21 protein-coding genes are annotated in these 24,342 nt (G+C 37.2%); 7 read left to right on the top strand and 14 right to left on the bottom strand.

Annotation, left to right across the window (positions count from 1 at the left end; translation table 11 throughout):
- Positions 1 to 2 precede the first annotated feature (2 nt).
- Positions 3 to 794: an N-acetylmuramoyl-L-alanine amidase gene (locus BQ7352_RS08600; protein WP_072448781.1), complete on the top strand. Its 792-nt coding sequence runs from the start codon at positions 3 to 5 to the stop codon at positions 792 to 794.
- 72 nt (positions 795 to 866) lie between these two features.
- Here the strand turns inward: BQ7352_RS08600 and BQ7352_RS08595 are convergent, their stop codons facing one another.
- Positions 867 to 1,340: a methylglyoxal synthase gene (locus BQ7352_RS08595; RefSeq protein WP_072449815.1), complete on the bottom strand. Its 474-nt coding sequence runs from the start codon at positions 1,338 to 1,340 to the stop codon at positions 867 to 869.
- Between the two features lie 121 nt (positions 1,341 to 1,461).
- On the opposite strand from BQ7352_RS08595, the gene BQ7352_RS08590 reads away from it, so the two are divergent.
- The 3 genes from BQ7352_RS08590 (at position 1,462) to BQ7352_RS08580 (ending at position 4,020) form a co-directional block, all read left to right on the top strand.
- Positions 1,462 to 2,385, top strand: a complete 924-nt coding sequence (locus BQ7352_RS08590; RefSeq protein ID WP_072448779.1) for a diacylglycerol/lipid kinase family protein — start codon at positions 1,462 to 1,464, stop codon at positions 2,383 to 2,385.
- Positions 2,386 to 2,401: 16 nt separating this feature from the next.
- The gene (locus BQ7352_RS08585; protein ID WP_072448777.1) at positions 2,402 to 3,226 is read left to right on the top strand and encodes a glycerophosphodiester phosphodiesterase family protein; all 825 of its coding nucleotides are present in this window, start codon (positions 2,402 to 2,404) and stop codon (positions 3,224 to 3,226) included.
- Positions 3,227 to 3,375: 149 nt separating this feature from the next.
- Positions 3,376 to 4,020: a phosphatase PAP2 family protein gene (locus BQ7352_RS08580; protein WP_242948564.1), complete on the top strand. Its 645-nt coding sequence runs from the start codon at positions 3,376 to 3,378 to the stop codon at positions 4,018 to 4,020.
- Positions 4,021 to 4,187: 167 nt separating this feature from the next.
- Here BQ7352_RS08580 and BQ7352_RS08575 read toward each other — a convergent pair whose 3' ends face one another.
- The 11 genes from BQ7352_RS08575 to BQ7352_RS08520 all read right to left on the bottom strand — a co-directional run bounded on the left by BQ7352_RS08575 (position 4,188) and on the right by BQ7352_RS08520 (position 17,683).
- Positions 4,188 to 5,204 carry a glycosyltransferase family 2 protein gene (locus tag BQ7352_RS08575; RefSeq protein WP_072448773.1) on the bottom strand — a complete coding sequence of 339 codons (1,017 nt, stop codon included), beginning with the start codon at positions 5,202 to 5,204 and terminating at the stop codon, positions 4,188 to 4,190.
- Entirely contained in the window at positions 5,205 to 6,257 is a 1,053-nt protein-coding gene (gene mutY, locus BQ7352_RS08570; protein ID WP_072448770.1) for an A/G-specific adenine glycosylase, read from the bottom strand.
- Positions 6,258 to 6,292: 35 nt separating this feature from the next.
- Positions 6,293 to 6,976, bottom strand: coding sequence for a DNA/RNA nuclease SfsA (sfsA, locus tag BQ7352_RS08565; protein WP_072448767.1), 684 nt, complete (start codon positions 6,974 to 6,976; stop codon positions 6,293 to 6,295).
- On the bottom strand, positions 6,973 to 7,803 hold the full coding sequence (locus tag BQ7352_RS08560) for an HAD-IIA family hydrolase (protein WP_072448765.1): 831 nt from the start codon (positions 7,801 to 7,803) through the stop codon (positions 6,973 to 6,975). The genes sfsA and BQ7352_RS08560 overlap by 4 nt, the downstream gene beginning before the upstream one ends.
- Before the next feature lie 22 nt (positions 7,804 to 7,825).
- On the bottom strand, positions 7,826 to 8,191 hold the full coding sequence (locus tag BQ7352_RS08555; RefSeq protein WP_072448763.1) for a DUF1667 domain-containing protein: 366 nt from the start codon (positions 8,189 to 8,191) through the stop codon (positions 7,826 to 7,828).
- Between the two features lie 2 nt (positions 8,192 to 8,193).
- Positions 8,194 to 9,468, bottom strand: a complete 1,275-nt coding sequence (locus BQ7352_RS08550; protein ID WP_072448761.1) for an NAD(P)/FAD-dependent oxidoreductase — start codon at positions 9,466 to 9,468, stop codon at positions 8,194 to 8,196.
- A gap of 17 nt (positions 9,469 to 9,485) precedes the next feature.
- A complete protein-coding gene (locus BQ7352_RS08545; protein ID WP_072448759.1) occupies positions 9,486 to 10,925 on the bottom strand; it encodes an NAD(P)/FAD-dependent oxidoreductase in 1,440 nt (479 codons plus the stop codon).
- A 130-nt stretch (positions 10,926 to 11,055) separates the two neighbouring features.
- Positions 11,056 to 11,622 (bottom strand): glycerol-3-phosphate responsive antiterminator, encoded by a 567-nt coding sequence (locus BQ7352_RS08540; protein WP_072448756.1) that lies wholly within the window; start codon positions 11,620 to 11,622, stop codon positions 11,056 to 11,058.
- 126 nt (positions 11,623 to 11,748) lie between these two features.
- Positions 11,749 to 13,185, bottom strand: coding sequence for a L,D-transpeptidase family protein (locus BQ7352_RS08535; RefSeq protein WP_072448754.1), 1,437 nt, complete (start codon positions 13,183 to 13,185; stop codon positions 11,749 to 11,751).
- A 403-nt stretch (positions 13,186 to 13,588) separates the two neighbouring features.
- Positions 13,589 to 17,125: a pyruvate:ferredoxin (flavodoxin) oxidoreductase gene (gene nifJ / locus BQ7352_RS08525; protein WP_072448751.1), complete on the bottom strand. Its 3,537-nt coding sequence runs from the start codon at positions 17,123 to 17,125 to the stop codon at positions 13,589 to 13,591.
- A 147-nt stretch (positions 17,126 to 17,272) separates the two neighbouring features.
- Positions 17,273 to 17,683, bottom strand: a complete 411-nt coding sequence (locus BQ7352_RS08520; RefSeq protein WP_072448750.1) for an RrF2 family transcriptional regulator — start codon at positions 17,681 to 17,683, stop codon at positions 17,273 to 17,275.
- A 207-nt stretch (positions 17,684 to 17,890) separates the two neighbouring features.
- Here BQ7352_RS08520 and BQ7352_RS08515 point away from each other — a divergent pair, with 207 nt between their 5' ends.
- Positions 17,891 to 19,522, top strand: a complete 1,632-nt coding sequence (locus tag BQ7352_RS08515; protein WP_072448749.1) for an ABC-F family ATP-binding cassette domain-containing protein — start codon at positions 17,891 to 17,893, stop codon at positions 19,520 to 19,522.
- A 74-nt stretch (positions 19,523 to 19,596) separates the two neighbouring features.
- On the opposite strand, the gene BQ7352_RS08510 is transcribed toward BQ7352_RS08515, so the two are convergent.
- On the bottom strand, positions 19,597 to 20,703 hold the full coding sequence (locus tag BQ7352_RS08510) for a metallophosphoesterase (protein WP_072448748.1): 1,107 nt from the start codon (positions 20,701 to 20,703) through the stop codon (positions 19,597 to 19,599).
- A 3-nt stretch (positions 20,704 to 20,706) separates the two neighbouring features.
- Positions 20,707 to 21,546, bottom strand: a complete 840-nt coding sequence (locus BQ7352_RS08505; protein ID WP_072448747.1) for a helix-turn-helix domain-containing protein — start codon at positions 21,544 to 21,546, stop codon at positions 20,707 to 20,709.
- Between the two features lie 147 nt (positions 21,547 to 21,693).
- Here BQ7352_RS08505 and uxuA point away from each other — a divergent pair, with 147 nt between their 5' ends.
- A complete protein-coding gene (gene uxuA, locus BQ7352_RS08500) occupies positions 21,694 to 22,764 on the top strand; it encodes a mannonate dehydratase (RefSeq protein ID WP_072449814.1) in 1,071 nt (356 codons plus the stop codon).
- Between the two features lie 3 nt (positions 22,765 to 22,767).
- Positions 22,768 to 24,339: a mannitol dehydrogenase family protein gene (locus BQ7352_RS08495; protein WP_072448746.1), complete on the top strand. Its 1,572-nt coding sequence runs from the start codon at positions 22,768 to 22,770 to the stop codon at positions 24,337 to 24,339.
- Positions 24,340 to 24,342: the final 3 nt, after the last annotated feature.

Raw genomic sequence — 24,342 nt, 5'->3', positions numbered from 1 at the left:
ACATGGCTTATAAAGTTGTAATTGATGCCGGACATGGGGGCGCCGATTTTGGTGCTACTTATAATGGCAGAAAAGAAAAAGATGACAATCTGGATTTAGCATTGGCAGTAGGTAATATTTTATCTCAAAATGGCATTGATGTTGTATACACTCGTACCACTGATATCTATCAGACGCCTTTTGAAAAAGCGACTCTTGCCAATGAAGCCGGTGCTGATTTTTTTATTTCCTTCCACCGCAATTCCAGTCCTGAGTCCAACCAATATGAAGGTGTGGAAACTTTAGTATATGATAAATCAGGTCAAAAACTGGATATGGCAGAAAATATCAACGGGGCTTTGGGAGAACTGGGTTTTCGCGAAATCGGTGTAAAGGCACGTCCAGGTCTTGTAGTTCTTAGACGGACAAAAATGCCTGCTGTTTTAATTGAAACAGGATTTTTAAATACAGATGCGGATAATGAACGTTTTGATACACAGTTTTCTGAAATTGCACAGGCGATTTCTTCTGCGGTTTTAGGGACTTTAGATGAGGAAGCTTTAGAAAATCAGACAGAAAATCAAGATAATTTCTACCGTGTACAAACAGGCAGTTTCCGTAACAGAGAACATGCCAATAACATGCTTTATACCTTACAGGATCAGGGATATCCTGCCTTCCTGCTATACGAAGATGGCCTGTTTAAAGTTCAGGTAGGCGCATTTAAGAACCTTTCCAACGCAGTGAAAATGGAGCAGGCACTTCGAAAATCAGGTTACAGCACCTGGATTGTATCCGGTCCCGCATCCTACTAAAACAAAAAAAAGAAGATTTATAGGTTTCCGTCTTAATCTGAAAATCTATAAATCTTCTTATTATGCACTTATTTACATAGACTCTGCTCTGTCCTCTACATTTTTATTAAAATTAATAACTTCGTGGTCATATTCTGTATCCATATAAATAGACTTAATCATAAAATCCGCTGTAGCTTTATTCACTGCCATAGGAATGTCATACACCTGTGCAATACGCATCAGTGCTTTTACATCAGGATCATGAGGCTGTGCAGTCAAAGGATCTGAAAAGAATACAATAAAATCAATAACACCTTCTACAATCTTGGCTCCAATCTGCTGATCTCCTCCAAGAGGTCCACTGTTATACCCTTTTATACAAAGTCCTGCTTTATCTGCGATCAATCTGGAAGTTGTGCCTGTTCCATATAAATTATGTTTTTTCAAAATATCATAATTTTCTTTACACCACTGAATAAGCTTCGGTTTTTCATTATCATGGGCAATCAATGCTATATTTTTTTTCTTTCCAATTGTAAATGTTACATATTCATTATTTATCATATTGAAGCCTACCTTTCTGAATAAATTTTCTTTCAAATTCAGTTTATCATATTTTTCTTGTCCTCTCAACGTGAAACTGCTACAATGTAACCAAAACAAAAGAAAAAGCAGGTAAAAATACATGTATTACTTTATAATAAATCCTCATTCAAAATCTGGATATGGCATGTCAATCTGGAAGAAAGCTGAGGCCATTTTGAAGGAACGGGAAGTTTCTTACGAAGCCCGTTTCACAGAATACACCGGACATGCACAAAAACTTGCCGGGCAGATTGCACATCTGTCCCGCCCTTGTACACTTAGCGTATTAGGCGGTGACGGCACTTTAAACGAAGTAATAAACGGACTGGCACAAACAGAGTTTTCTCATGTTACACTGGGATATATCCCCACCGGTTCCGGAAACGATTTTGCAAGAGCTTTAAATATCTCTTGCGATGTGGAACAATGTATAAATGCTATTTTATCACCTTCCCAATGTACTGCCGTGGATATAGGTCTTGCCCGAACACAGGAAAATTCCCGTTATTTTCTTGTAAGCAGCGGTATTGGCTATGATGCAGATATCTGCCGTAATGTAATGGTTTCCCCCTTAAAAAAGGCAATGAATAAAATACATCTGGGGAAACTGACCTATGTATTAATTGCATTAAAGCTGCTAATCCAATATAAAGGATGTTCTGTGTCTATTCGCATGGATAAAAAAGAAATTAATTCCCTGACAAAATTCTTTTTCATTACAGGAATGAATATGCCCTATGAAGGAGGCGGTGTGAAATTTTGTCCTGAGGCAAACTTTCAAGACAATTTGCTGGACATCTGTATCATTGGAAAGCTATCGAAGCTTAAAATATTAGCGCTTTTCCCTACTGCCTTTCTGGGAAAACATGGACATTTTGGCGGTGTTACTCTTACAAAATGCCAGAGAATAGATATTTCCAGCAAAGCTCCTCTTCCCATCCACTGCGATGGAGAGTCTATGGGAGTAGCAGACCAGTTAACCTTGCAGTCTTCGCAGAAACAGATTAACGTTATTCTTAAATAAGAAACAGGTGAAAAATATGGAAAAAATACTTATGATCATTATTCTTATGTTGTGCATCTATATTTTAGGGACTCTGCCGCGCTTTACCAGAAAAAAAGAAACTAAAGCATTTTGTCACTGTCTGTATGCACACAGAGGATTATTTACCCCCGACCAACGTATTCCTGAAAATTCTATGAAAGCTTTTCAGGAAGCAGTTCGTCATGGTTATGGTATTGAGCTTGATATTCAAAGAACAAAAGATAATAAAATTGTTGTTTTTCACGACCACACTTTGACACGTATGTGCGGAATTGATTTACCTGTCTGTGAACTTACCTATGAAGAACTACAAAAATTCACACTTATGAATTCCGCTGAAAAAATCCCCCTTTTTCAGGATGTTTTAGATCTTGTAAAAGGGCAGGTTCCTCTACTGGTTGAGATTAAACTTCCAACAGTAAAAACACTGACCTGCCGTTTAGCAGATGAATTACTTCAGACCTATTCCGGTAAATATTGTATTGAGTCTTTCAATCCGCTTGCACTTCGCTGGTATAAGAAAAACAGAAAGGAAATCATCAGAGGACAACTTTCTGCTAATCTGACACGGCCGGTTGCAGAAGGAGGATATTTTTTAAGTTTCCTTGTAAAATATCTCCTACTGAATTTTTTAGGAAAACCAGACTTTATTTCTTATTGTTATAAAGATCAGCATAATATCAGTTTTCTTTTGCAAAAATACATTTATAAAACCCCTGTTTTCGCATGGACTGTACGCTCCTCTGCTGTATTTAAAAAACAAAAATACTATTTTGACTCCATCATTTTTGACAGTTTTATCCCAATAAAAGAAGGTTAAAATACAGAATTTTTTAATTTTTTTCTAATAAAATAAACATATTCTTTAATTTATTAAACAAGTGTAAACTACGTTGTTATCCCCTTTCTGCTGTGCTATAATAGCACAAAGATTGATATGACTATTCTGAACGAATGCGAGGTGAAATTTTGGAATTTCTAAAAAAATATAAACATACTTTAATCATCCCCATTTATGGCATCTTATATCTGCTTGCATTCCAATACGTAGAGCAGCGTAAGGTTCCTATTAATATCATTCACATGAAAATTGATGATTATATCCCTTTCTGTGAATACTTTATTGTTCCCTATCTTCTCTGGTTTGGATATGTTGCCGTAACGGTATTTTATTTTGCTTTTATCAATAAAAATAAGCAAGAATACTGGCAATTTATCTTAACATTGGGAGTCGGAATGACATTGTTTATTCTTGTTTCTCTTGTTTATCCCAATGGACAGGATTTGAGACCTGAATTAACCGGGAACAGTATTTTTATTCAATTGGTACAGTATCTCTATGCAATTGATACTCCAACCAATATTTTGCCCAGCATTCATGTATTTAACTCGATTGCATGCTGTATTGCTATTTTTCATCATAAAGCTTTTCAGAAGCACAAAGTGTTCCTAACAGGTACTGCACTTTTAACCGTACTGATTGTTATGGCAACTGTATTCTTAAAACAACATACACTGGTGGACGTTATTGCTGCTATAGCTCTTAATATCGTTTGTTTTCAGCTTTTTTATAAGCCCAGAGTTGTACAGGAAAAAAAGCCTGTAAGAGTATAAAAAGAGGCTGTCACTTTAATACTTATTCCAAATATTTATACATTTTATGTTCCGTCTGCGCTCACTTTGAGCTTATAATCTCAAAGCGTCCCGACAAATTCGCTAAAGATGTATAAATATTTTAGAATAATGTTTAAAGGGATAGCCTTTTTTGTTACCTTAGGAAACTAATTAAATCCATAAAATTTTTGTGCTACTTTATATAGAGCAACAGAAAGTCGTCTGCCACTTCCTCCCGGAAGATTTACGCCTCTTCCTAAAATACTCATATACAACTTTCTGTAAATATGAATATCTGCATTTTTTAAATATCTCCAAAGTTCTTTCTTCTTTTCCAGATTTTCTTCTGTACCGGAACGAATTAACATAATAGAAGATACAGCCATAATAATATCCAGATATTTCAGCATATATCTACGTGTATTTTTATCTGTAATTTTCTCTTCTGAAATAATATCAATCATCAGTCGGTTTACCAAAAGCTGCTGATCGATACGGCGAATCATAACTTCTTCATTGACAGACTGATCGTTTCTTCCAATAAAATAGCGATAAAAATTCACGTCCATATAGCACATGTTTTTTACATACGGCAATGGTTTATATACAAAAATATTATCTACATAAAAAGTATGCTTTGGCAGTTCTAATTTACATTCCCTTAAAAGCTCTGTTCTATAAATAACAGAATGCATTAAAATATACTTTCCAATAGGCATCCTGCCCATTTCTTTCCATGTAAAAATTTTACCTTCCGGCATATAGTTTTTATATTTCATCACCTTTTTATGTTTAGCACCCTGCTTTTCATACACAAAGTTACTAATCATCATATCCAAGGTTTCCGGTCCTGCAAGCATTTCCCGAAGCTTGTCAAGAATTTCATGGTAAGCTTCTTTATTTACCCAGTCATCACTGTCTACAACTTTAAAGTAAAAACCTGTAGCATTTCGAAGTCCGGCATTTACAGCCTCTCCATGTCCTCCATTCTCCTGATGAATTGCCTTTACAATATTCGGATAACGGGCAGCATACTCATCTGCAATTTTCGCTGTGTCATCCTTAGAACCATCATCAACAATTAAAATTTCCACTAAATCTCCACCCTCTAAAAGAGAGTCTACACAATTTCTCATATAATCCTGTGAATTGTAACAAGGCACAGTAATGGATAATAACTTCATTTAAAAGTCCTCCTCAATGTACTTTCTATATGCTGAAAACGCAGATGGAATGGGATATTTCTTTTTCGAATTTTTTTTATCGACAAATATCAGTTTTCCCACCTGCTTTTCTTCCGTAGATGCCACTTTTACAAGATATCCTTTCATGTGCCATTCTACATGAGAAAAAATATGCTTTGAGCTTCCTGCTTCCTTAATATAAACAGGCATCAATTTCATGTCTTCCACACAGCGGACAGCCTCTTCCTGTGTCAGATATCCAGATCTGTTTGGAAGCTCATAAAGCCCTGCTAAAAGTCCATTTTCAGGACGTTTTTGTATAGCAAATTCCTGTCCGTTTTGAATAATCAATATGGTTTTTTCTTCTATCTTTCTGGGTTTTTTCGCTGTCTTTTTCGGATATTCCAAAACTGTATCATGGGCTCTTGCCATGCAAAATTCTGCTACGGGACAGCACTCGCATTTCGCCATACCATTCGGCACACATACTGTTGCTCCCAGCTCCATTAAGCTCTGATTAAAAGCGCCAGGAGCATGCACAGGCATAATTTTTTCTAAACATTTTTCCATTTCTCTCTTTGTAGACTGCTTCAAAATATCAGAAGAATTCTCTGTAATTCTGGTAATTACACGAAGTACATTACCATCCACCGCAGGCTTTGAAATTCCAAAAGCAATCGATGCAACTGCTCCTGCCGTATAACTTCCAATTCCGGAAAGCCCTAATAATTTATCATAATCTGCAGGCAGTTTTCCACCATACAATTCCATCACTTCTCTGGCTGCCTTCTGCATATTTTTTACCCGATTATAATACCCAAGTCCTTCCCAAAGCTTTAATAATTTCTCTTCCGGACACACTGCTAAATCTTCAATTTCAGGTAATGCATCTATAAATCTTGCATAATAACCCTTCACTGCTTCTACCCTAGTCTGCTGAAGCATAATCTCTGAAATCCATACATGATAAGGGGTGGGATCCTCCCTCCAAGGTAAGCTTCTCTTATTTTTCTCATACCAGATTAGCAAAGGTTCTACAATCTGTTCTAACATATTTGCTCCTGTTATTTTCTGTTTTCAGTATATTTTTACTCTAAATAAACCCTAACAGGTTTTGCAAGATTTATCAAGTCTTTTCTTACAATACAATCGTATGCAAGGATGTGAACACCTGCTTTTTCTGCATTTTCCAATGCCTGAGCAAATTCTGGATGTGTTTTGCAATTCGGTTCGAAATAAGATACATCTTCCATTTGGATAACAAACATAAGATATGCCTCATATCCATCTTCCATACATTTTACCAGTTCATGGATATGTTTCACCCCTCTTTGTGTAGGTGCGTCAGGAAATCTTACAACATTATTTTCTTCCAAAGTAACACCCTTTACTTCCATGAAAATTTTTCTCTCTCCACTTTCTATATATAAATCAAATCGTGAATTTCCGTAGACAACTTCATGGCGTACCTTTGCTTCCAATCCAAAGAGATTTCCCTCCTTCAGCCATTCCTCCACAACTTTATTCGGCATTTGTGAGTCCATATTAATAAGGCGATTTCCTTTTTCCACTGCTATTAAATCATACTTCGTTTTCCGCTTAGGATTATCACTTTCCTCCAAAAAAACAAGGGCGCCGGGAACTAATAATTCCCGACAACGCCCTGTATTTTTTACATGACAAATCTCTTCTTTCCCATCTATTTCCACATAGGCAATAAACCGATTTGGACGGTTTTTAAAAATTCCCTGTTTTATATTTTTATACTTCATAGTCCTGTTTCCTCTGCCAGTCCTTCATATATTTCCTTTACACTTTTGAAAATATAATTTGGCTTTACCTCTCCCTGTAAGATATCCTCCATGGTGGCTTCTCCTGATAACACACAGATTGTATCTACACCGGCATTTTCTCCTGTTTTAATATCCGTATACAATCTGTCGCCAATGATTACTGCTTCTTGTGTTGTGTAATTTAATTTTTTTAATACACAGTTCACCATAATCGGCTCTGGTTTGCCAATAAAAAATGGTTCTTTTCCTGTGGCATTTTTCAACATAATACTCATAGAACCACAATCGGGAATATAACCAAAACTCACCGGACAAACAAGATCCGGATTTGTTGCCAAATATGCCACATCTCTTCCCAGCATAATACAAGTATTACGAATTTTTTCAGATGTATTCTCTGTATCAAAGCCTAGAAGTACAACACTTGCTCTCTCATCTGCTTCTGTAACAACTTCTATTCCTGCTCCCCTAAGCTCTTTTACCAAAGACTCTGTTCCCATGCAGTAAACCACCTGATTTGGATAATTTTCTTTTAAATACATAGCCGTTGCCTGACTGGATGTGTAAAAATTTTCGTAGTCTGCTTTAATTCCCATTTTCTGAACTTTTTGTACATAATCTTCCACAGACTTTGAGGAATTATTCGTAATAAATATATATTTTCCACCTCTTCTTTCAATTTCAGCAAGAAATTCTAAAGTTCCATCAAAAATTTGATTTTCATTATAAATTGTTCCATCCATATCCAGAAGATATAATTTTTTTTCTTTTAATTTATCTGCACTTTTCTCGGTATAATCCAGCATTTATTTCTCCTCTTGCAGCAGATTACCTTCTTTCTACATTTTTTGTAGCAATCAATGCAATACCCGTACCCCCTATATTTTCTAAAACAATATCTCCGATTTTTACCGGTGCCTGTACGGTAATATTTTTTAATCCAGCTGCACATTCTTTGATTTTATTTTTTGGAATATCGGAGGCAGTTTTTACCGAAACAACAGGAAGTTTTCCACCTATAACCTCCACACTGGATGTAAGAATTCTGGTAGGATTTGTAACTTCCTTTTCTCCATAAGTTTTTCCTTTGGGACATGTGTTTCCTTCTACTTTTATCACTTTTTCGCCATCTAGTGTTACAGTAAGAGCGCATCCTAAAGGACAGTTAATGCAAGTTAATTCCTTGATTTTCATCCCTATGCTTCCTCCAATTTCATAATGATTTTATCGAATTTCAACTCTTGTGTCAAATCTGATTTTTTCAAAATAATCTGTTCCATTTCCCCTGGGGCCATCTTCTTTCTTTTCTTATGTATGATTTGTTTATCTCCTAAATAAACATTCACATACACATTTTCGTACACTTTTCCTACACGAAATCTCACTGTCAGATTTTCTTCCATACTTTCTGTTCGAATTTTTTGAGGTACTGTATACCGAATGCCTCCTTCCGGCTGGATTATAATCGTTTTCTCTTTTTTATCTGACTCTTTTTCCTGTAAAAATGCTGCTGCCTGCTGTCCTGCTTTCTTTGCTTCTTCTGAAACATAATCTACTAAATCATGTACATGAAGCACATTGCCACAGGCAAAAATTCCTTTTATATTTGTTTCCAGACTTTCATTTACTACAGGTCCCGAAGTAATATTTGACAGTTCAATTCCTGCCTTTACGGACAATTCGTTTTCCGGAATTAAACCACAGGATAGAAGTAAGGTATCACAAGAATAAAACTCTTCTGTACCTGGAATTGGTCTGCGATTTTCATCTACCTCTGCCAGAGTTACTCCCGTCACCCTCTCTTTTCCATGAACTTCTACCACTGTATGACTGAGTTTTAAAGGAATATCAAAATCTTCCAGACACTGGACAATATTTCTCTGTAATCCACCGGAATATGGTAATAATTCTGCTACTACTTTGACTTTTGCCCCTTCCAGTGTCATACGTCTTGCCATAATAAGTCCAATATCTCCTGAGCCTAAAATCACGACTTCTCTCCCTGGCATTAAACCTTCCATATTCACTAATCTTTGAGCTGTTCCTGCTGTATAAATTCCTGCCGGACGATATCCAGGTATATTCAATGCACCTCTTGGCCGTTCTCTGCATCCCATAGCTAAAATCACAGATTTTGTCTTTAGACGCATCAATCCATCTTCTTTATTTATGGCAGTTACCATTTTCTCATCGCCACACGCTTCAATCTCCAACACCATCGTGTTTAATTTATATGGAATATTTTTTTCAAATACCTGATCAATAAAACGTTGTGCATATTCCGGACCTGTCAGCTCTTCTTTAAAAGTATGTAAGCCAAAACCGTTATGAATACACTGGTTTAAAATACCCCCCAGTTCATAATCTCTTTCTAAAATCAAAAGTCGTTCAATACCATTCTCTCGTGCTGAAATCGCTGCTGCAAGTCCTGCCGGACCGCCTCCTACAATAATTAATTCATATTCCTGCATTTTTTTTCTATCCTTTCTTATTCTAAATCTTCCTTAATTTTTCCTGTCAATAAAGCAGATGTTCCTCCTGCTTTTGTGATTTCCAAAGGTGATTTCTGAAGTTCTCGTTCCAAAATTTCCATTACTCTGGGAGCACAAAATCCAGACTGACATCTTCCCATTCCTGCTCTTGTTCTTCTTTTTACTCCATCCAGAGACTTTGCACCTAATGGTCTGTGAATTGCATTTACAATCTCTCCTTCCGTAACGGTCTCACATCTGCAGATCACATTTCCGTATAAAGGATTTTCTTTTATCAATGCTTTTAATTTTTCTTTTGGCATTTCAGCCACACAAGGAATATCTTTTCTTTCAGGTTTGAAATTTTCTTTTTTTTGTGCATTTAATCTCCCTGCAATTCCATCTGCCAAATATTCCCCAATCGCAGGCGCACTGGAAAGTCCCGGAGACTGAATACCTGCTGCGTCAAAAAATCCCGGTGCATCAGCGACTTCTCCTAACACAAAATCTCCGCCTTTTTCTGTTGCACGCAGTCCTGCAAAAGAAGTAATAACCATATTAAGAGGAATATTTTCTGCACTTAATTTTGCCATTTTTGACAATTTTGCTATTCCCTCTCCTGTAGTATTAATTCCTTCTCTGTCTTCTATATCCTCCGCTGTAGGTCCTGCTAAAAGATTTCCGTGAACAGTAGGGGTAATCAAAACACCCTTTCCCATTTCTGTCGGAAGCTGAAAAATTGTATGTGATACAAAATTTCCAGCCTTCTTATCCATCAGACAATATTCTCCCTTTCTTGGAATAATAGTCAGTTTTTCTTCACTGACCATATTGTGGAAAATATCCGCATACACACCGGCTGCATTTACAATGCATTTTGTTTCATAATATTCCTTTGTAGTTTCGATTGTATATCCGGCTGTTGTCTTCTGAATATTTTTTACTTCTGTATCAAAGGCAAATTCTACTCCATTGATATTGGCATTTTCTGCCAGAGCAATAGTCAGTTTAAAAGGACAGATAATCGCACCTGTAGGCGCATAAAGCATGGCTTTTACATTTTTTGAAAGGTTTGGTTCCATTTCCCAAATTTTTTCTCCTGTAATAATTTCCAGTCCTTCCACACCATTTTCTATTCCTTTTTTCTTCAAATTTTCTAACTTGTATAAATCTTTTTCCTCAAAACAAAGAACCAATGAACCATTTCTTTTATATGGAAAATCCAGCTCCTTTGACAAGGCTTCCATCTTTCTGCTGCCTATCACATTCATCTTTGCCTTCCATGTCCCCGGTTCTGCATCAAATCCCGCATGAACAATCGCGCTGTTTGCCTTAGAGGTCCCAGAACATACATCCTCTCCCTTTTCTAATACAATTGTCTTTAATCGATATTTTGACAATTCTCTCGCCACCGCACATCCTATAACTCCTGCTCCAATAATTACTACATCGTACATTTTTTATCTCCTTCCCAGACATAAGGTCTGCTAAATTTTTTATGAAACAAAAAAAGATAGAACGAAAAGGCATAAGTTCTCTTATGCTACATTCGCTCTATCTCTCATCTCCGGCGTATTTATTTTATTTTTACATAAACCACACATTCTGATTGGTGGTGGATATTGAAACAGCTCCTGCATCAAGGGCTGCCATAATATCCTCTTTATCTGCTATTAATCCTCCTGCAATTACAGGAGTTCTATTCTGTTTACAAATTTTCTGTATAATCTTCGGCATCACTCCCGGAAGAATTTCTATCATATCCGGATGTACACTCTCTGTCTGGCGCTTAATACTCTCAAAAGCCATAGAGTCAATGACAAAAAAGCGCATAATGGCAAATAGCCCTTCTTCTTTTGCCTGACGGATTACAGATGGTCTTGTAGAAATAATTCCATCTGCATGTGTTACAGATTTTATATAAGTAACTGCAATTTCTTTGCTGCTTAATCCGGCAATTAAATCAATATGTATAATAACTGTTTTTCCTGCCTTTTTTAAACGACTGACAATCTGACTGATATTACAAATGTCACCATATAACACAAACACAATTGGAATATCTGAATGAATACATTTTTTCAGTCCTTCCTCATTCTTTATAGCGGCAACTACCGGGCAGTCTTCAAATTCTTCCATAATCTGCCACTTCATATTTTCACCTTCTGTTATTTCATAATCCGTGATAAAAAGACAAGACCATAAAGCTGTCCCACAGCTTCTGTTCTTGTCTCCTGCTCATATTTATTGTACTACAAAAATTTTATGGTTGCAAGTTAATTATCTGTAAAAACATACAATCGGACAGCCTGCCTCAATACTTTCGTAAAACTTCCCGGCAAAAGAAACGGGAAGATTAATGCAGCCATGAGAACCACTGTTTCTGTAAATATTTCCTCCAAATCTCCCCCTCCAGTTGGCATCATGTAAACCAATACCGCCATTAAACGGCATCCAATAAGATACCGGTGACTCGTAGTCATAGCTTCCGTCTGGATTTGGAGCCGGGCGTAAGACCTGGTTTCTCTGCTTATATGCCAATGAATATACACCTGACGGTGTTCTTCTGCTTTTATCATTGTAAGTTCCCGATACAAAGTCGGACTCCATTAAAAGTGTCCCTTCCTTGTAATACCATAAATGCTGTGCGCTTAAATCCAGTTCTACATAAGTATTTCCAATATCATTTTCACCATAAGCTTTTCCTTTTTTCGCATATACCGGTTCTCTTTCAATATTCCCATGAGACTGAATATCTTTTAAGAGTTGGGCTCTTTCTCCTTTTATATCAATGAGATAGCCATAACTGCCCCCTGATACAGTAACCGGTTCACCTGTATACGTGCTGGTAAGTGTTCTTTCTGTGCCTATGGTATTATATTTTTCTCCCAACATCTGCACGTAATCTCTGATATGTTTCTGCAAAACGCCTAAATTCTCCACATAATTTCCGCTCTCATCATAAGTCATCCAGTCTTTTACTGTCATTCCATCCAGAACTTCCTTTTTATCGCCAAACGTATAGGTCACAGTCACTGCGGCACATTCATTCCACACATCCTGCTGATGTTTCAGCGTCTCATCTTCACTTGTAACTGCAGGAAGCGCATAAACACCTGCTTCTTCAGCAGAAAAGGTATCCTGGCTTTCTTTTACTGCTGCAAGTATCTTTTCCGTCAGCATTGCCTTATCAAGCGTAGTTCCTGCTTCCTCCGGTTTTATGACAAAGCAATTGTTTTCAAAAGCAATATAAGCATCCTTGGGGGGAATCATGTTTCCGTCCTGCATACACGCAAAGGTATTCAGTTTTTCCTGAAGCTTTGTTTCATCGAAATCAATGGCTTCACCCACTTGATAATCGGATTGTTTAAAAAAACCTGAAGTCCATAAAAAAGGATTTTGATTTTCCATATGTTCCTGAACTTTCCCATCAGAAACATACTGGTAATTAATCTCCTTGCCCCTAATCACTTCTTTCTTTCCATCTTTAAAAGCAATCTCCACAGAATAATCTTCAATTTTATCTTTCAGTTTTTTCTCTGCCTCTTGGGCTGTTAAATTATCACAGGAAATTCCATTTATCTTTGTTCCTTTAAAAAACTTATCTTTATAATAAAAAGCTCCGCCTGCATATAATAATCCCAACACACCAACTACAACTGTGCCACATATAAACACTTTCTTATGCCAACTTATGCCCTTTTTCTTTTTTGCCATATTTTTATAAGCTCCCTCTGCTTCATTTGTATGATTATTTGATTATTGTATCATACTTATATTACAATTTCTCTATATTTATCATGTATTTATTTACAAAAGACATACTTATTTTTTAAATTTTCAAAAAAATTTTTTGAAGGATTTACAGACGGAGAATTTTACATATATCCTGAAAAAGCTATAGGCTTTTTTATAAGCCAGGATGTTGTTATGGGTGTTATGGTTGGAAAACAAGGATACTTTGATTATATAAAAAACAAAACAGGACCTGCCAGCTGGCGAAGGTTCTAAGGACGCAATTTTCTCTGAAAACACAAAAAGCCCTGTTCTACAGAACTTCTGCAGAACAGGGCTTTTTTTCTCGTCCGGACACATTTATAACATTATTTTGTTAATGGAATTACTCTTCTGTTTTTCCGTAAAGAGTAACCAGTTTGTTCAGGTAATCGTATCTAGCCTTAGCTTCAGACTCATTCTTAGCGAACAATCTAGCAGCTTTTTCTGGATTAGAACGTTTCAGAGAGTTGTAACGAACTTCTCCATCAAGGAATGCCTGGTAATCTTCTGTTGGAGCTTTAGAATCCAGAGTGAATTTACTTTCTGCTGCTGGGTTAAAGCGGAAGTTATGCCAGTATCCACACTTAACTGCTAATTCTTCTTCTGTCTGAGCTTTGCTCATACCTTTCTTAATACCATGGTTGATACATGGAGCATAAGCAATAATCAGAGATGGTCCTGGATATGCTTCAGCTTCTGCAATTGCTTTTACAGTCTGGTTAAAGTCTGCACCCATAGCAATCTGAGCAACATATACATAACCATAGCTCATTGCGATAGAAGCCATATCTTTCTTCTTAACTTCTTTACCACCAGCTGCAAACTGTGCAATAGCACCTGTTGGTGTAGATTTAGAAGACTGTCCACCTGTGTTGGAGTAAACTTCTGTATCGAATACCATTACATTGATATCCTGTCCGGAAGCTAATACGTGGTCAACACCACCGAAACCGATGTCGTATGCCCAACCGTCACCACCGAAGATCCACTGAGATTTCTTAGCTAAGAAGTCTTTGTTCTTAACGATGTCTTTGCATACTTCACAATCGCATCCTTCTAATGCTGCTACTAATTTATCTGTAGCTGCACCATTTGTAATTCCGCTGTTGAATGTATCTAACCATTCCTGGCAAGCTGCTTTTACTTCTTCAGATGCGTTTTCGTTAGCCATTACAGACTCAACTTTTTCTTTTAATCCGCCACGGATAGCTTTCTGAGCTAATAACATACCATATCCGAATTCAGCGTTGTCTTCGAACAGAGAGTTAGACCAAGCTGGTCCCTGTCCTTTTGCATTTACAGTATATGGTGTAGATGGTGAGGAGTTACCCCAGATAGAAGAACATCCTGTTGCGTTTGCAATGTACATTCTGTCACCAAATAACTGTGTGATTAATTTAGCGTAAGGTGTCTCTCCACAACCTGCACAAGCTCCTGAGAACTCAAGTAATGGCTGTTTGAACTGAGAACCTTTAACTGTATTTTCTTTAAATTTAGCAATAACATCTTCTTTCACTGGTAATGTTACACCGTAATCGAAGAATTTCTGTTCTCCTGCATTTTCTTCCATGTTTGCCATAACAAGAGCTTTTGCACCCTTCTTACCTGGGCAGACATTTGCACAAGAACCACATCCTGTACAGTCATAAGCAGATACAGTCATAACAAACTTGTAATCAGCCATACCTGTCATAGGTAATGTTCTCATTCCTTCTGGAGCTGCTGCTACTTCAGCATCAGTCATAGCAACCGGACGAATTACAGCATGAGGACAAACGTATGCACAACGGTTACACTGGATACAGTTTTCTGGCTGCCATACAGGAATATCTACTGCAATACCACGTTTTTCGTATGCAGAAGAACCAGATGGTGTTGTACCATCAACATAATCTTTAAATGCAGATACAGGTAATGTATTACCTTCCTGAGCATTTACTTTAGCCTGAACATTGTTTACAAAGTCAACAACATCCTGACGTCCGCCTTCAGCATGAGCCATGAATAAACCTTCATCAGCACAATCTTTCCAGCTTTCTGGAACCTGAATTTCAACAACCTGTTTTGCACCTGCATCGATAGCGTCATAGTTCATCTGAACGATAGCGTCACCTTTTCTTCCGTAAGTAGCTTTTGCAGCAGCTTTCATTAATTCGATAGCCTGTTCTTCCGGAATGATGTTAGCAAGTTTGAAGAATGCAGACTGAAGAACTGTATTGATACGTCCGCCAAGTCCGATTTCTTTACCAATTTTAATACCATCAATTACATAGAATTTGATGTTGTGGTTAGCGATGAAAGCTTTTACCTGTCCTGGTAAGTGTTTTTCAAGACCTTCCATATCCCATGGGCAGTTTAATAAGAATGTACCGCCGTCAACTAATTCCTGAACCATGTTATATTTGTTAACATAGGAAGGATTGTGACAAGCAACAAAGTTAGCCTGTTTAATCAGGTATGTGGATTTGATTGGGCTCTTACCAAAACGAAGGTGAGACATTGTAACACCACCGGATTTTTTAGAGTCATAATCAAAGTATGCCTGAGCATACATATCTGTATTGTCACCGATAATCTTGATGGAGTTTTTGTTAGCACCAACAGTACCGTCAGCACCTAATCCCCAGAATTTACAGTTGATTGTTCCTTCTGGTGTTGTAACAAGAGGAGCTCCAACTTCCAGAGATAAGTTAGTAACATCATCAACAATACCGATTGTGAATTTTTCTTTTGTTGTATTTTCGTATACAGAAACGATCTGAGCTGGTGTTGTATCTTTGGAACCTAATCCGTAACGTCCGCTGAAGATTGGTGTATCGTTGAATTTTGTACCTTTTAATGCAGCAACAACGTCTAAGTATAATGGTTCGCCAAGAGCACCTGGTTCTTTTGTTCTGTCTAATACAGAAATCTGTTTTACAGTTTCCGGAATAGCGTTTACTAATGCTTCAGCACAGAATGGTCTGTAAAGACGAACTGTAACAAGACCAACTTTTTTGCCGGCTGCCATTAAGTAATCGATTGTTTCTTCGATTGTTTCACATGCAGAACCCATAGCAATGATAACGTGTTCAGCATCTTCAGCACCGTAGTAGTTGAATAATTTGTAGTTTGTGCCGATTTTTTCATTTACTTTATCCATGTATTCCTGTACTAATGCTGGTAATGCATCGTAGTATGGGTTACATGCTTCTCTTGCCTGGAAGAAGATATCAGGGTTCTGAGCAGAACCTCTCTGACATGGGTGATTTGGATTTAATGCATGTTTACGGAATTCGTCAACAGCATCCATATCTACCATATCTTTTAAATCTTCGTAATCCCATGTTTCAATTTTCTGAATTTCATGAGATGTACGGAAACCATCAAAGAAGTTGATGAATGGAACTTTACCTTTGATTGCTGCACAGTGTGCAACTGGTGTTAAGTCCATAACTTCCTGTACAGAAGATTCACATAACATAGCACAACCTGTCTGACGACATGCATATACGTCAGAGTGATCACCGAAGATTGACAATGCATGGCTTGCTAAAGCACGAGCAGAAACGTTGATAACACCTGGTAACTGCTCACCGGCAATTTTGTAAAGGTTTGGGATCATTAACAGAAGTCCCTGAGATGCTGTATATGTTGTAGTCAGGGCACCTGCTGCCAGGGCACCGTGAACTGCACCTGCTGCACCTGCTTCAGACTGCATTTCAGTAACCTGTACTTCCTGTCCGAAAATGTTCTTTCTTCCCTGTGTTGCCCATTCGTCTGTTGCTTCTGCCATTACAGATGACGGGGTAATAGGATAGATAGCCGCTACATCAGAATACGCATAAGAAGCATGAGCTGCTGCATGGTTACCATCCATGGTTTTCATCTTTCTAGCCATTTGATTTTCCTCCTTGAAAATTGTTTTAAACAATATTTCACTTCGCGCACGAAGTCTATATTAAATTATAGCACGATTTCAAGGACGTGTCTATTTCTAAAACCAAAGAAAACAAAATGTTTTTCCAAAAAAACAAACCCTATTTCATCATTCCTGTTCCATTCCCATAATCTCTGCAATGGAATGTGCTTTTAATTCCTTTAATAAAATCTGCTGTACTCTCACCAATTCTTTATGTACGGCACAACCACAGTCAGACTGATTATGCGTACAAGGTTTTTTGGGGTTCATACACTCAATCATATAAAACTCCGGATCCACTGCCAGATAAATATCCAGCAAAGTCAATTCTTTTACAGAACTTTTCAGCGCATATCCCCCATTACTTCCTCTGAAGGATTTTACAATTTCCTTTTTTTCCAATTTTTTTAAAATCTTATATACAAATGCAGGTGTTAAATCCTCCTGCTCACAAATTTGATGTACACACATCTTATTACCCGATGCCAATGCGCGGATAATACGCACACCATAGTCACACTCTCTTGTAATCAACATGGAATATTTCCCCTCTTTATCTTTGTATTTCTTCATTATAATTAAGCAATTATTCTTATTCAGACCATTATTATATCAATCTGTACTCCTTTAATCAAGTATTTTTCGTAAGAAACACTTGCAAAATCCCTGTTTTCAGGTACAATAAAAGAGATTACGCAGAAATCGTAAAAATTGTTTTATTAATAAGCGAGGGAAAATTAGAACATGATTGCAGCAAATAATGTTACTTTACGAATTGGAAAGAAAGCACTGTTTGAAGATGTTAATATTAAATTTACAGAAGGCAACTGTTATGGATTAATAGGCGCCAACGGTGCAGGTAAATCTACTTTTTTAAAAATCCTGTCAGGACAGTTGGAAACCACAAATGGTAATATTACTATCACTCCGGGACAGCGTCTGTCCTTTTTACAGCAGGATCACTTTAAATATGACTCCTATCCTGTTCTGGATACTGTTATTATGGGAAATCAGCGTCTTTATGACATTATGAAAGAAAAAGAAGCCATTTATTCCAAAGAAGATTTCACAGATGAAGATGGTATCCGTGCCAGTGAATTAGAAGGAGAATTTGCTGAAATGAACGGCTGGGAAGCTGAGTCTGATGCAGCTATGCTTTTAAATGGTCTGGGAATTGATACGGATTTACACTATGCCCTGATGTCTGACTTAAAGGGAAGTGAAAAAGTCAAAGTTCTGCTTGCACAGGCACTTTTCGGAAATCCCGACATCCTGCTTCTTGACGAGCCTACTAACCACTTGGATTTAGATGCTATTGAATGGCTTGAAGAATTCCTTATTAACTTTGAAAATACAGTTATTGTAGTATCTCATGACCGTTACTTCTTGAATAAAGTATGTACACATACTGCTGATATTGATTATGGTAAAATCCAGCTCTATGCCGGAAACTATGATTTCTGGTATGAGTCCAGTCAGCTTTTAATCAAACAGATGAAGGAAGCCAATCGTAAAAAAGAAGAAAAAATTAAAGAACTTCAGGAATTTATTTCCCGATTTTCTGCTAATGCTTCCAAGTCAAAACAGGCTACTTCCAGAAAACGTGCTCTGGAAAAAATTCAGTTAGATGATATGCGTCCATCCAGCCGTAAATATCCTTACATTGACTTCCGTCCAAATCGCGAAATCGGAAATGAAGTCTTAATGGTAGAAGGTCTTTCAAAAACAATTGACGGCGTAAAAGTTTTAGATAATATCACTTTCACTTTAGGTCATGATGACAAAGTAGCTTTCGTAGGCGGAAATGAACGTGCCAAAACCGTTCTTTTCCAGATTTTAATGGGTGAAATGGAACCGGATGAAGGTACTTACAAATGGGGAGTTACTACTTCTCAGGCATATTTTCCAAAAGACAGTACAAAAGAATTTGATAACGATTTAACTATTGCGGACTGGCTCACCGGTTATTCCGAAATTAAAGATGCAACTTATGTACGTGGTTTCCTTGGACGTATGCTCTTCCCTGGTGAAGATGGAGTGAAAAAAGTCCGCGTACTCTCCGGTGGTGAAAAAGTAAGATGTCTTCTTTCCAAAATGATGATTTCTGGTGCGAATATCTTAATTTTAGATGAACCTACCAACCACTTAGATATGGAGTCTATTACAGCATTGAACAACGGTATGATTAAGTTCCCAGGCGTTCTGCTCTTTGCTTCTCATGACCACCAGATTGTTCAGACAACTGCAAACCGTATTATGGAAATCCTTCCAAACGGTGTGTTAATTGACAAGATTACCACTTATGACGAATATCTGGCAAGCGATGAAATGGCAAGAAAACGTCAGGTATACACTATGACAGAAGAAGATAACTAATCTAATTAAAAAAGAATAGAAAGACCGCCACATTAAGAAGCGATTACAACAACTCCCTAATGAGGCGGTTTCTTTTATATTTCTATCAGTACGATTTCACTGTTGCTTCCAATTCTCATGGGCATTTGAAAATACCCTGTTCCCGCAGATACAATACTCTGGGTTTCCTCTCTTTTCGCATATCCGTAAAAGTCTTTCTTTCCATAGGCAAGTCTTGTAAAAAAAGTTGCCGGAAAAAACTGGCCTTTATGCGTATGTCCACATAACACAAGAGCGACTCTATTTTCTATGGCTTCCTCTATACCACCTGGATTATGGTCTAACAAAATTTCCGGCTTCTTACCTCTTTCCCTTGGAAGTATTTCTGGCAGACTTTTTCTGTCAGGACAGGAAGTCACATCCTCACGGCCTATAATATAAAAATCCTCTGTTTCCACATTTTCATCTGTCAAAAGACAAATACCGGACTTTTCAAAAAACTCTCTCACATTCTTTTCCGACGAAAGTGGATCGTGATTTCCAAGACTTGCATATACTCCTTCTTTCGAGCATAGCTTTCTAAATATTTGTTCCAGTTTTGAAAGATTGCAGGTTTCAAATGCTTTCACATCAAAAGTATCCCCGGCAATGAAAATCATATCTGCATCTAACTCATTAACTCTTTTTACAATTTTCTCCAGCTGCTTTTCATTGACAAAAGACCCTGTGTGAATATCACTCAACAAAACCAGCCTTTTATCCCTTTTCTTTTCTCCCAGCTGAATTTGATATTTCTTCACAATCAAATGTCTGGCATGAAGAAATCCATATACAGACAGCAGCGTTCCTACTGCTGCCGGTATCAGGCACCAGCTTCCCTCTTTAACAGACATAAAAATGTCTAAAAAATCAAATACGAAAAAACACATAGTAAGGTTTAAAAGCACACATAAAACAATACCACAGGCTTCATACAGCTTTTTTGCTCTTTTCTCCGCTTTTTTGCTGCCAAAATAGCAAAGCATATAAAACATCAAAACTGCTAATGTAACAAATACAGCTGCATAAATATTTATGGAAAACAGGTACTCCACAATATTTCCTATTTTTATTGTCAGATAAAACATCAACAATACTGATGCCAAATAAAAGAGCATGGAAAAACCCTTTCCTCTGATAAATTTTCCAAATCCATGATACATCGTTTACACCTCTTTATGATTTTCCAACTGTATATGTAAGTCCTTATATTCTTTTGGCGAAATACCAAACTCTTTTTTAAATGCTCTGTAAAAACTGGAATAATCCTTAAACCCAAACATCAAATATACTTTACTGATACTACGGTTACTTAAAATTGCTTCCTTGCATGCTGTAAGTCTTTTTTTCATAATATATTGATGAATGGAAATTCCTGTATTTTCTTTAAAAATATGAGCAATATGATATTTGCTCACCAGAAATTCCCCTGCAAGATATTCTAAAGACAGCTCTTTTTCCAGATTATCATCAATATATTTCAAAATATTCCCATACAAATTCTCTTCTTCTTTTGCTTTTTGAGGATGATTTTTTTTATATACCATTCTATTCAGCAGTAAAAGCAAATCGCAAATTCCAATAAAAATTTTTGTTTCTTTACCATACTGATTTCCATGAATTTCTTCCAATAAGTGAAAAATCGCCGATTGAATATCAGAAAATTCTACCTGTGTATTATGATAAATATATTCTTCTTCCTCCAATACAGACTTTATCATGTATTCATAATCTTTTGATATTTGTAAAAGTTTCTCATAATATTCACAGCTTATACAAAAAGCAAAATAGCTATACGTTTCGCTTTCTTCCCGGTGTATCACCCTATGTAAAGTTCCGGGCGGTAAAATCACTACATCCCCTTGCCAGAGTTTATAAAGCTTATTCTGAATAAAAACAGAAGCATTATCTTCTGAAAGAAAGTACACCTCATAATAAGAATGTACATGCTTTTCATCGTTGCTCATATTTTTATCATTATAATAACAAATTTCGTAATCTTTCATTTCTCCTACCTTGTTTTTTATATTGAAACTATTGTAATACAGAATATCAACTTTTACAACATGCACAACAATCTTATGAACTTGTATGTTTTTTTATATTTTTATAATACTAAATATAAAGTACACAAAAAGAGAGGAACTCAGATTATGGAAATGACAATGCGATGGTATGGCAAGCAATATGACACAGTTACTTTGGAGCAAATTCGCCAAATTTGTTATGTAAAAGGTGTCATTACAACGCTTTATGAGAAACTGCCCGGTGACATCTGGACCTTTGACGAAATTATGTCCATGAAAAAAGAAATAGAAGATGCCGGTCTGCATCTTGCCGGAATTGAAAGCGTCAATGTCAGTGACGCAATTAAAACAGGCTCACCAGACAGAGACAAAGATATTGAAGCTTACGTGGAAACACTGGAAAATCTGGGAAAAGCCGACATACACACGGTCTGCTATAATTTCATGCCTGTATTCGACTGGACAAGAACAGAGCTTGACAGAAAACGGACAGACGGCACTACAGTTCTGGCCTACAGTCAAAAACAAATTGACGAATTAGAGCCGGAGAAAATGTTCGAAACCCTCAAAAATGATATGAATGGTTCTGTCATGCCTGGTTGGGAACCGGAGCGTATGGAAAAAGTAAAAGAGCTGTTTACACTATACAAAAGCAGTGACGAAGAACAACTTTTTGCTAATTTAAAATACTTCCTTGATGCCATTATGCCTGTATGTGATAAATACGACATCAACATGGCAATTCATCCCGATGACCCCTCCTGGAGCGTCTTTGGACTTCCCCGCATTATTTCTACACAAAAAAATCTGAAACGCATGATAGATATGGTGCCTAATAAACACAACGGCATTACCTTCTGTACCGGCTCTTACGGAACAAACCTGAATAATGATTTAATTGACACCATTCACATGCTGAAAGGCAGAATTCATTTTGCCCATGTAAGAAATCTCCGTTTTAATGACGGCATGCGTGATTTCGAGGAAAGTGCCCATTTAAGCTCTGACGGAGCTTTTGATATGTATTCAATTCTAAAAGCCCTCCATGACACAGGCTTTGAAGGTCCAATACGCCCGGACCATGGCAGAATGATGTGGGGAGAAAAAGCCATGCCCGGATATGGATTGTATGACAGAGCGCTGGGCTCTGCCTATTTATGCGGTTTATGGGAAGCCATTGAAAAAAAGGAGAACTAAAACATGAAGTTAACGTTAGAAGGTATTCAGGAAAGAGAAGGCTGGAACACTGCAAACATTGCACTTCCCTCCTACCATATAGAAAAAATCAGACAAAATACAAAAGAAAAACCTGTATGGGTACATTTCGGAGCAGGTAATATCTTCCGTATCTTTATGGGCGGTCTGGCTGACACACTGCTGTCTATGGGCAAAATGCAGACAGGAATTATCTGTGTGGAAACCTTTGACTTTGACGTCATTGATAAAATTTACAAACCTTTTGACAATCTGGTACTGGCTGTCACATTGAAAGCAGATGGTTCTACGGATAAAAAGGTATTGGGTTCTCTTATGGAAGCTTACAAAGCAAGCTCTGATTTTCCAGAAGATTGGCATGATTTAAAAGAAATTTTTATCAATCCTTCTTTGCAGATGGTTTCCTTTACCATTACAGAAAAGGGATATACGTTAAAAGGACCAAACTCCGCCATATCTCTTGTATGTGCTTTGCTTTATGAACGTTATAAGTCCCATCAGGCTCCTATTGCTCTTGTGTCTATGGATAACTGTTCCCACAATGGTGAAAAACTGCAGACAGCTGTTTTGGATACAGCAAAGGAATGGTTGAAAAAAGGTTCTGTAAATGAAGGATTTCTGTCCTATCTTTCCGATGAAAATCAAGTATCCTTCCCCTGGACCATGATTGATAAAATTACTCCCAGACCTGCAGACTCTGTGTATGAGGCTTTAGAACGCAGTGGTGTGGAAAATATGAAACCTGTCATTACTTCTAAAAAAACCTACATTGCTCCATTCGTAAATGCAGAAGCCCCGCAATATCTGGTGATTGAAGATAGTTTTCCAAACGGATGCCCTCCACTGGAAAAAGCCGGTGTTTATCTCACAGACAGAGACACCGTAAATAATGTAGAACGAATGAAGGTTACCACCTGCCTGAACCCACTCCATACAGCCTTGGCTGTATATGGCTGCCTTTTAGGCTACACTTTCATTGCAGATGAAATGAAAGACTGTGAATTAAGCAGATTGGTTTACGAAATCGGCCCTGTAGAAGGTATGCCTGTAGTTATAAATCCCGGTATTCTATCTCCTGCTGCTTTTGTAGACGAAGTTATCCGTGTTCGATTTCCAAATCCTTTTATACCCGATACTCCACAACGTATTGCAACAGATACTTCACAAAAAGTAGGAATTCGTTATGGAGAAACAATCAAAGCTTACGTTGAAAAATATGGAAATGCCAAAAAACTCACAGCAATTCCTCTGGCAATTGCAGGGTGGTGTCGTTATCTTATAGGTGTGGATGATAAGGGAACTCCTTTCGAGCTTTCTCCTGACCCCATGTTCCCCAAACTTGTCCAAACGCTTAAAGGTATTGAAATAGGAAATCCAAAGTCCTATTCAGGTCAATTAAAATCCATTCTTTCTGATGACTCTATCTTCGGAATAAATTTATATGAAGCAGGAATTGGTGAAAAAATCGAAGACATGTTTTTAGAAGAAATCACTCAGTTTGGCGGAGTCAGAAACACTTTAAAAAAATATTTAAACACAGAAAAAAGCTACTGTTAAAAT

This window comes from Blautia sp. Marseille-P3201T (assembly GCF_900120295.1).
Taxonomy (GTDB): domain Bacteria; phylum Bacillota; class Clostridia; order Lachnospirales; family Lachnospiraceae; genus Blautia.
The sequence above is the reverse complement of the archived record's forward strand: the minus strand, read 5'-3'. Positions and strand labels throughout refer to the sequence as shown.

What these genes read in the sequence shown, in the direction of transcription:
- uxuA (WP_072449814.1), top strand. Translation starts at nt 21,694, where the DNA reads ATGGAAATGACAATGCGATGGTATGGCAAGCAATATGACACAGTTACT.
- BQ7352_RS08595 (WP_072449815.1), bottom strand. Translation starts at nt 1,340, where the DNA reads ATGATAAATAATGAATATGTAACATTTACAATTGGAAAGAAAAAAAAT.
- BQ7352_RS08550 (WP_072448761.1), bottom strand. Translation starts at nt 9,468, where the DNA reads ATGCAGGAATATGAATTAATTATTGTAGGAGGCGGTCCGGCAGGACTT.
- BQ7352_RS08505 (WP_072448747.1), bottom strand. Translation starts at nt 21,546, where the DNA reads ATGAAAGATTACGAAATTTGTTATTATAATGATAAAAATATGAGCAAC.
- BQ7352_RS08555 (WP_072448763.1), bottom strand. Translation starts at nt 8,191, where the DNA reads ATGAAAATCAAGGAATTAACTTGCATTAACTGTCCTTTAGGATGCGCT.
- BQ7352_RS08495 (WP_072448746.1), top strand. Translation starts at nt 22,768, where the DNA reads ATGAAGTTAACGTTAGAAGGTATTCAGGAAAGAGAAGGCTGGAACACT.
- BQ7352_RS08600 (WP_072448781.1), top strand. Translation starts at nt 3, where the DNA reads ATGGCTTATAAAGTTGTAATTGATGCCGGACATGGGGGCGCCGATTTT.
- mutY (WP_072448770.1), bottom strand. Translation starts at nt 6,257, where the DNA reads ATGTTAGAACAGATTGTAGAACCTTTGCTAATCTGGTATGAGAAAAAT.
- nifJ (WP_072448751.1), bottom strand. Translation starts at nt 17,125, where the DNA reads ATGGCTAGAAAGATGAAAACCATGGATGGTAACCATGCAGCAGCTCAT.
- BQ7352_RS08510 (WP_072448748.1), bottom strand. Translation starts at nt 20,703, where the DNA reads ATGTATCATGGATTTGGAAAATTTATCAGAGGAAAGGGTTTTTCCATG.
- BQ7352_RS08560 (WP_072448765.1), bottom strand. Translation starts at nt 7,803, where the DNA reads ATGCTGGATTATACCGAGAAAAGTGCAGATAAATTAAAAGAAAAAAAA.
- BQ7352_RS08540 (WP_072448756.1), bottom strand. Translation starts at nt 11,622, where the DNA reads ATGAAGTGGCAGATTATGGAAGAATTTGAAGACTGCCCGGTAGTTGCC.
- sfsA (WP_072448767.1), bottom strand. Translation starts at nt 6,976, where the DNA reads ATGAAGTATAAAAATATAAAACAGGGAATTTTTAAAAACCGTCCAAAT.
- BQ7352_RS08575 (WP_072448773.1), bottom strand. Translation starts at nt 5,204, where the DNA reads ATGAAGTTATTATCCATTACTGTGCCTTGTTACAATTCACAGGATTAT.
- BQ7352_RS08515 (WP_072448749.1), top strand. Translation starts at nt 17,891, where the DNA reads ATGATTGCAGCAAATAATGTTACTTTACGAATTGGAAAGAAAGCACTG.
- BQ7352_RS08590 (WP_072448779.1), top strand. Translation starts at nt 1,462, where the DNA reads ATGTATTACTTTATAATAAATCCTCATTCAAAATCTGGATATGGCATG.
- BQ7352_RS08520 (WP_072448750.1), bottom strand. Translation starts at nt 17,683, where the DNA reads ATGTTGATTACAAGAGAGTGTGACTATGGTGTGCGTATTATCCGCGCA.
- BQ7352_RS08585 (WP_072448777.1), top strand. Translation starts at nt 2,402, where the DNA reads ATGGAAAAAATACTTATGATCATTATTCTTATGTTGTGCATCTATATT.
- BQ7352_RS08535 (WP_072448754.1), bottom strand. Translation starts at nt 13,185, where the DNA reads ATGGCAAAAAAGAAAAAGGGCATAAGTTGGCATAAGAAAGTGTTTATA.
- BQ7352_RS08545 (WP_072448759.1), bottom strand. Translation starts at nt 10,925, where the DNA reads ATGTACGATGTAGTAATTATTGGAGCAGGAGTTATAGGATGTGCGGTG.